The following is a 7,257-nucleotide window of genomic DNA, read 5'->3' on the forward strand; positions in this document are numbered from 1 at the left end:
CGGCGGCATCGCTAGGGTGCGCGGCTTCATGGAACGCCCTTCAGTGATTTCCACCCTGGAACAAGCCGTCAAGGCCCGGCCGATGCCGCGCCACGTGGGCATCATCATGGACGGCAACGGGCGATGGGCGGAGTCCCGAGGGCTGCCCCGGCTGGAGGGGCACCGGGAGGCGACGTCGAGTGTGCGTGAAGTGACGCGCACCGCGCGCCGCCTGGGCATCCAGGCGCTGACGCTCTACGCGTTCTCGTCACAGAACTGGGCGCGTCCGGCGGAAGAGGTCGCCGGATTGATGGACCTGCTCCGGGAGTATCTGGAGCGCGAGCGCTCCGAAATCCTGGACAACGGCATCCGCCTCAACGCCATTGGAGACGTGGACCGGCTGCCGCGCTACGTGCGTGATCCGCTGGACCGGCTCCGGGCCGACTCCGCGCACAACACCGGCATGGTGCTGTCGCTCGCGTTGTCCTACGGCGGGCGTGAGGAGATCCTCCACGCGGCGCGGCGGCTGGCCGAGGCCGTGGAGCGTGGCGAACTGGCGGCGGGACGGTTGGAGGAGAGCGACTTCGAGCAGTTCCTCTGGACGCAGGGACTGCCCCCGTTGGACCTGATGGTGAGGACCAGCGGGGAGCTGCGCGTGTCCAACTTCCTGCTCTGGCAGATGGCGTACGCGGAGATGTGCTTCACCGACGCCTTGTGGCCGGACTTCCGTACTGACGAGTTCCTCCGCTGCGTGTCGCAGTACCAGCAGCGTGAGCGCCGCTTCGGCCTCACGTCCGCGCAGGTGCAGCGGGAGGACGCTCCTCAGCAGGCCAAGGCGTGAACGACAAGAACCGAAACCTCGTCATCCGCGTCGTCTCCGCGGTGACACTGCTGCCGCTGGTCCTCCTGCTGCTGTTCCTCGGCGGTTACTGGAGCGCGGCCCTGCTGGGCGCCGCCGCCGCCGCGTGCGTGGGTGAGTACTATCTCATCGTCCAGAAGCGCCTGACGGTGGCCTCCTGGGTCGGAATGGCCTTCGCCGCGGTGCTGCCCTTCCTGCCGTTGCGGGACGCGGCGCGCACGGGCGAGACGGCCTTCTGGCTCACCATCGTCTTCGCGTTCTTCGCGTGGATCTACCACCTCTTCAAGGGACCGCTGGCGGATGCGCCCACGCGCACGGCGCACCTGGTCAACGGCTTCCTCTACGGCGCGGTGGGCCTCACGGCCGTGTCCGCGCTGCGCCTGTTGCCCGACCACGGCCTGGCCTGGGTCATCTGCGCGCTGGTCATCACCTGGGCCAATGACACCGCCGCCTACTTCTTCGGGCGGTTCCTGGGGAAGCACAAGCTCTACCCGGAGGTGAGCCCCAACAAGACGTGGGAGGGCTTCTTCGGGGGCATGCTGGGCTCGGTGGGCGGTATGTTCATTGCCCGGCAGTTCTTCTTCCCCGTGTTCACGGTGTGGGACTGCGTGCTGCTGGGCATCGCTGGTGGCATCCTGGGGCCGGTGGGCGACCTGTGTGAGTCCATGCTGAAGCGGGCCTACGGGGTGAAGGACTCGGGCTTCCTCATCCCCGGGCACGGTGGCGTGTTGGATCGCATCGACGCGCTCCTGTTCAACGCGCCCCTGGTGTTCGTCTACGTGCAATTCGTCCGGGGCCTGCTGCCCTAGGGACCGCCCCTTTCGGCTGCCCGTCTGCTCGGCGGGCCCGGTTGCGCGTTGTCCGTCTGGGCGCCCACGATTACTGTTGCGCCCATGCTCCAAAACATCGGGTTCTTCGTCATTCTGCTCGGCGTGCTCGTCACGGTGCACGAGCTTGGCCACTTCCTGGTGGCGAAGGCCTGTGGTGTGAAGGTCCTGAAGTTCTCCATCGGCTTCGGACCCAAGTTGATCGGCTTCACCAAGGGCGAGACGGAGTACCAGATTGCCCTGCTGCCGCTGGGCGGCTACGTGAAGATGGCGGGGGACATGCCCCACGAGGAGCTCAGCCCGGAGGAGGCCAGCCGGGGCTTCCTGGCGCAGCCCCCATGGAAGCGCGGCCTCATCGTCCTGGCGGGGCCGGCCTTCAACCTCATCTTCCCCATCCTCGTCTATTTCTTCGTCTTCCTGGGCCCGCACCAGGCCACCTCCACCTACGTGGGAACGGTGAGCGAGGGCATGCCCGCGCAGGCCGCCGGCATCCGCCCTGGGGACCGCATCCTGTCCGTGGATGGCGAGCCGGTGCGCACGTTCAACGACATGCGGGAGGCGTTCGTCGGCCGCTTCGAGCGGCCCGTCCCCATCGTCCTGGAGCGCAACGGCCAGAAGCTGACGCTGGATGTGACGCCCACGAAGAACGTGGAGACGTCCCCCATTGACACGGTGGAGCGTGGCTCCATTGGCGTGGAGGCCGTGTCGAAGCCGCCCATCGTCGGCGTGCCGCCGGGCTCGGTGGCGGAGCAGGCCGGACTGCGGACCTTCGACCGCATCCTGGCCGTCAACGGCGTGAGCGTGGAGACGGAAGCGCGCTTCCAGCAGGAGATGGACAAGCACGCGGAGGGGACGCCCCTGGAGCTCACCCTCCGGCGTATGGACTCCGTGGCGGCGGGCGTCGTGACGGGGCGGGTGCCCTCCGTGTTGAAGCTCACCGTGCCGAAGCAGCCGGGTGTGGGGCTGGCGACGGTGGGCGCGGAGACGTCCGACCTGTACCTGGCCACCGTTGCGCCGGGGAGCGCGGCCGAGAAGGGCGGCCTGCGTCCTGGAGATCGCATCATCGCCCTGGATGGCGAGAAGCCGGAGTCCTTCGTCAAGTTCTCCTCGAAGCTGAACGCGCTCAAGGACCGCTCCTTCCAGCTGACGTGGCGGGGCGCGGACGGCGAGCGGACGGAGACGCTGGCGCAGGCGCCGCTGAAGACGGAGGACGAGATGGGCACGGCGAGCTCGCCCATCGTCCTGGGCGTGCGAAACTGGGTGCTCTCCGCGGCGGACATGCCGGTGCTGGACGAGGTGACGGTGCACCTGGGGCCGGGCGCCGCGCTGAAGCAGGCCGCGCTCATCGTCCCCAAGATCGTCGGGCAGATGGTGCGGGTCCTCGGCGGGCTGCTGGTGGGCTCGGTGCCGATGAACACCGTGGGCGGCCCCATCATGATGTACCAGTTGGCGTCGAAGAGCGCCGAGCAGGGCCTGGACAGCTTCCTCCACCTGATGGCGCTCATCTCCATCAACCTGGGCGTGATGAACCTGTTGCCCATCCCCGTGCTGGACGGCTTCCACCTGCTTTCCGCCGCCTGGGAGGGAATTCGCCGCCGCCCCATCCCTGTTCGCGTCCGCGAGGTGGCCAACATGGTGGGGCTCGCGCTGCTCGTCCTGCTGATGCTGCTGGCCGTGACCAACGACATCACCCGCTAGAGGGCGTATGCGAGGAATCGCCGTTGCCGGACTGCTCTGCTTGGGCTTCACCTCCGCGTGCGCCTCGCGCGCGGCCAGGCCCGACCCGGTGGAGGAACCCGTCCGCCCGTCGAAGTCGCCGAAGTCCCGCGGTGGTACGCCCGGCGTGGCGCGGCGCGAGCAGATGCCGCGCTCGTACCTGGGCGAAGGGTTGGCCTCGTTCTATGGCCCCGGCCTGCACGGGCGGCCCACCGCGAGCGGGGAGCGCTTCGACCAGGAGGCGATGACGGCCGCGCACCGCAAGCTGCGCTTCGGCTCGTGCCTGCGCGTGGTGAACATGGAGAACGGGCGCGCGGTGAAGGTGCGCGTGAACGACCGGGGGCCCTTCATCGACGGGCGCATCGTGGACCTGTCCAAGGGCGCCGCCCGGAAGCTGGACATGCTGGACAAGGGCGTGGTGCGCGTCCGGCTGTACCGCTGCGAGGACCGGGTGTCGGAGATTCCGCAGGAAATGTGGGCCGCGCCGGTGTAGTGAGCCGTCCCATGTTTCTCTCGCTGGACACCTCGACGTTGACGTTGTCGCTGGCCCTGGTGGAGCGCGCGCCGGATGGCGCGCTGCGCACGCTGGAGCACGTGGTGGTGGGGCCGCCGCGGAAGCAGAGCGAGCTGCTGCCCGGCATCGTCGGAGAGCTGCTCGAACGTCATGGCGCCACGCTGCCCGCCCTGGAGGGGCTGGTGGTGGGCCTGGGGCCGGGCTCCTTCACGGGGCTGCGCATCGGCCTGGCGACGGTGAAGTCGCTGGCCTACGCGACGAAGCTGAAGGTGGCCGGGGCCTCGTCGCTGGCGGCGGTGGCGCTGGAGGGCCCCGAGGGCGTGCCGCTGTACTGCCTGGCGGTGGCGCGCAAGGACGACCTGTACCTGGGGGCCTACGTGCGCCAGGGCGGGACGGTGGAGCCGCTGGAGCCGGAGACGGCCATGTCACCCGCGGAGGTGGCCGCGCGCATGGCCGCCGAGCCCCGGGCCGTGGCGCTGGGGCCCGCGCTGGTGGACTACCGCGCCGCCCTGGAGTCGCAGGGCGTGGCGCCGCACCGGCTGCTGGCGGCGCCGACCTTCCCGTCGGCGGTGGCGCTGGCGCAGCTGGCGCGCTTTCCGGAAGCGCAGTCGCTGGAGGCGCTCTTCGCCATGGAGCCGCACTACGTGCGGGCCTCCGAGCCGGAGCGCAACCCGAAGTTCCCGCCGCTGCCCGGGCCGGCGCCCACCGCACGGTTGAAGGAAGACTGAGCCGCCTCGTGGTGCTCGCGCTCCCGGCCTCCGGTGGCGTAAAGGACGCGCCATGAGAGACGACTTGACGATTGGCGTGGTGGGCGCGACGGGCGTGGTGGGCCGCGAGGTGCTCGCCGCGCTGTACGCGCAGGACGTGCCCGCTGAACAGGTGCGCGTCTTCGGCTCCGAGCGCTCCAAGGGCATGGAGGTGGAGTACGGCGAGGACTCGCTCGAGGTGGAGCAGGCGACGCCGGACGCCTTCCGGGGTGTGAAGCTGGTGCTGCTGGCCACGCCCGCCGAGGCCTCTCGCACGCTGGCTCCGGCCGCGCAGGCCGCGGGCGCGTGGGTGGTGGACGCCAGCAGTGCCTTCCGAGGTGACGGCAACGTCCCCCTGGTGCTGCCGGGCTTCAACACGGACGTGCTGGGCGCGGGCTTCACCTTCAAGGGCCGCATCGTGTGTCTGCCGGGGGCGGTGACGACCGCCGCGGTGCACGTGGTGGAGCCGCTGCGGAAGGCCTTCGGCGTGGCGCGCGCGCAGGTGACGGCGCTGATGGCGGCGTCCAGCGCGGGTGTGCGCGGCGTGGCGGAGCTGGAGAAGCAGACAGCGGACCTGCTGTCGGGCCGCGAGCCGGAGCCGCACGCCTTTCCCCACCGCGTGGGGTTCAACCTGGTGCCCCAGGTAGGCGGCTTCATGGTGAATTCACCCTGGACGGAGGAGGAGGGCGGCTGGACGCTGGAGGCGGCCCGGCTCTTCTCGTCCAAGGGGGATGTGCCCGTCATCGCCGGGACGGCGGTGCAGGTGCCTACCTTCTACGGCCATGGCCTCACCCTCAACGTGCAGCTCAAGAAGGCGGGCCCGGTGGAGCAGGTGCGCGCGGCCCTCAAGACGTCCGGGGCCTTGAAGGTGCTGGATGTGCCCGGTGAGCGTGTGTACCCCATGCCCATGCTCGTCACGTCCGACCCGGCGGTTCATGTGGGCCGGGTGCGCGCATTCCCCCAGGCGCCGGAGTGGGTGACGCTCTTCGCCTCGGTGGACAACGCCAGCCGGGGCGCCGCTCTCAACCTGGTGGAGGCCGGGCTCCGCCTGGCCGAGCGCCCCGCCTGACAATTTGGCAAAGCCTCCGTGGCCGTCCTGCCTGTTTGGCGCGGCGGGACGGCCCTCCCGGAGTGATGCCCAGCGGACGGGAAGGCATTTCATGTGGCCTCCCGCTTGCTAGCCTGGGCGTACCCATGCGCCTCACTCTCGTTGGCCTCTTGCTCTTCGCGTCGACTGCCCTGGGGCAGACCGTGACGTTCTCAGACACGGGCAACGTCATCCAGAACGACGAAATCGTCGTTTCCCCGCAGAGCTGCACGGCGGACCGAACCGTGACTTGGACACGGGCGGGTGCCTTCTGTGACACGCTCTTCCTTTGGCTATCGAATGACACCTCTTGCACCCGCGAACCCGCGGCCGCGGACCTCCCGCTTCAGGACATCCCGCTTTCGGATACCACGACGCTGAAGGGGACCTTGACCTTCAGCGCAGCTCGGGCCCTGGCTCGAAGTGGCGCGACTTGCGAGTCGCAGACCACGACCAAGTCCTTCCGGCTCTGTGCGTCCACCAAGCGCAGAATCAGTGACTTCAACACGTCGTGCCAGGACTCCCTCAGCTCGATTGGGAGTCCCACCATCGACTTCACCTATGACCCGGAGCCGCCCTCGACGCCCGAGGCGCCGAGTGTATCCGGCTTGGATGGCGCGCTGAGTGCCACCGTCAAGGCTCCGAGTGATGCGACGCGCATGGTGGTGGAAGCCCTCGAACTCGTCCAGGGCGAGGACGGCAGTGTGGGCACCGGTAAGGTGGTGGCTTCGCGTGAGCAGGTCATCGCGAACACGGTCTTCCGATTGGAGGGACTCGAGAACGGCGTCGAGTACGCCGTCCGCGCGATTGCAATCGATGGTGCGGCCAACCGAAGCGAGCCCTCGCCTATCGCCACGGGGACGCCCATCGCGAGTGATGGGTTCTACGGTGGGTACCTCGGAGCTGGCGGCGCGGAGACGGGTGGTTGCGCCGCGGCGGGTGGTGGCATCACGGGATACGCGATGCTGGCGTCCCTCGGAGTCTGGCTGTCATCGAGGAGGAAGCGGTCATGAGTCGGGCATCGGCCCTGGGAGTCGTGGCGCTGCTCGCCACGCTGCCCGCCTGGGGGCAGGACACGGTAGTGGTGGAGGAGGAAGTCTCGCTGCGCTCGCCGCGTTCGGGCGGCATTCAATTCCGCATGGGTGGCTACAAGCCCCTCATCGACGAAGAGCCCGGCCTCACTGGCACGCCGTATAAGGATTACTTTGGCGGCGAGTCGCTGCTGACGTTCGAGGTGGAGCTCCAGCGGTTCTTCTACCAGGGCGTGGGTACGGCGGGCGTGGGCTTCTCCGCGGGTTACGGCGAGAAGTACGGAACGGCGAAGCTGGCCTCCGGTTCGGACGCCGCGGAGCGCACCGCGCTGCGTCTGATTCCCCTGAGCCTCAACGCCTTCTACAAGTTCGACTACGCCGCCTTCGAGTGGGGCATCCCGCTGGTGCCTTACGGCAAGCTGGGGCTCATCTACACGCCGTGGTCGATCCTCAAGGGCACGGACACGGAGGCCGTGGGGGGCCTGTCTCTTATACACA

The 7,257-nt window shown here is 69.1% G+C and carries 8 protein-coding genes; all 8 read left to right on the plus strand.

The annotated features are described in order from the left end of the window. The first annotated feature begins 28 nt into the window (after positions 1-28). Positions 29-820 carry an undecaprenyl pyrophosphate synthase gene (gene uppS, locus HNV26_RS28415; protein ID WP_011552625.1) on the plus strand — a complete coding sequence of 264 codons (792 nt, stop codon included), beginning with the start codon at positions 29-31 and terminating at the stop codon, positions 818-820. Then, positions 817-1,647, plus strand: a complete 831-nt coding sequence (locus HNV26_RS28420) for a phosphatidate cytidylyltransferase (protein ID WP_171443950.1) — start codon at positions 817-819, stop codon at positions 1,645-1,647. The genes uppS and HNV26_RS28420 overlap by 4 nt, the downstream gene beginning before the upstream one ends. A gap of 84 nt (positions 1,648-1,731) precedes the next feature. Next, the gene (gene rseP, locus HNV26_RS28425; RefSeq protein WP_171443949.1) at positions 1,732-3,363 is read left to right on the plus strand and encodes an RIP metalloprotease RseP; all 1,632 of its coding nucleotides are present in this window, start codon (positions 1,732-1,734) and stop codon (positions 3,361-3,363) included. A gap of 7 nt (positions 3,364-3,370) precedes the next feature. Then, positions 3,371-3,874, plus strand: coding sequence for a septal ring lytic transglycosylase RlpA family protein (locus HNV26_RS28430; protein ID WP_171443948.1), 504 nt, complete (start codon positions 3,371-3,373; stop codon positions 3,872-3,874). An 11-nt stretch (positions 3,875-3,885) separates the two neighbouring features. Next, positions 3,886-4,623, plus strand: a complete 738-nt coding sequence (tsaB, locus tag HNV26_RS28435) for a tRNA (adenosine(37)-N6)-threonylcarbamoyltransferase complex dimerization subunit type 1 TsaB (protein WP_026113974.1) — start codon at positions 3,886-3,888, stop codon at positions 4,621-4,623. 52 nt (positions 4,624-4,675) lie between these two features. Next, positions 4,676-5,710, plus strand: coding sequence for an aspartate-semialdehyde dehydrogenase (locus tag HNV26_RS28440; RefSeq protein ID WP_171443947.1), 1,035 nt, complete (start codon positions 4,676-4,678; stop codon positions 5,708-5,710). Positions 5,711-5,835: 125 nt separating this feature from the next. Beyond that, on the plus strand, positions 5,836-6,741 hold the full coding sequence (locus HNV26_RS28445; RefSeq protein ID WP_253817140.1) for an MXAN_2561 family MXYO-CTERM-anchored protein: 906 nt from the start codon (positions 5,836-5,838) through the stop codon (positions 6,739-6,741). Then, positions 6,738-7,257: MXAN_2562 family outer membrane beta-barrel protein (locus HNV26_RS28450; RefSeq protein WP_171452912.1), on the plus strand; the 520-nt coding region annotated here is incomplete at its 3' end. The genes HNV26_RS28445 and HNV26_RS28450, both read left to right, overlap by 4 nt.

Origin of the sequence: Myxococcus xanthus (assembly GCF_013116825.1) — a bacterium.
In the GTDB taxonomy this organism is placed as follows: domain Bacteria; phylum Myxococcota; class Myxococcia; order Myxococcales; family Myxococcaceae; genus Myxococcus; species Myxococcus xanthus_B.

Bases quoted from the DNA above. Each gene is read 5' to 3' on its own strand.
- uppS (WP_011552625.1), top strand. From the start codon at position 29: ATGGAACGCCCTTCAGTGATTTCCACCCTGGAACAAGCCGTCAAGGCC.
- rseP (WP_171443949.1), top strand. From the start codon at position 1,732: ATGCTCCAAAACATCGGGTTCTTCGTCATTCTGCTCGGCGTGCTCGTC.
- HNV26_RS28430 (WP_171443948.1), top strand. From the start codon at position 3,371: ATGCGAGGAATCGCCGTTGCCGGACTGCTCTGCTTGGGCTTCACCTCC.
- tsaB (WP_026113974.1), top strand. From the start codon at position 3,886: ATGTTTCTCTCGCTGGACACCTCGACGTTGACGTTGTCGCTGGCCCTG.
- HNV26_RS28440 (WP_171443947.1), top strand. From the start codon at position 4,676: ATGAGAGACGACTTGACGATTGGCGTGGTGGGCGCGACGGGCGTGGTG.
- HNV26_RS28445 (WP_253817140.1), top strand. From the start codon at position 5,836: ATGCGCCTCACTCTCGTTGGCCTCTTGCTCTTCGCGTCGACTGCCCTG.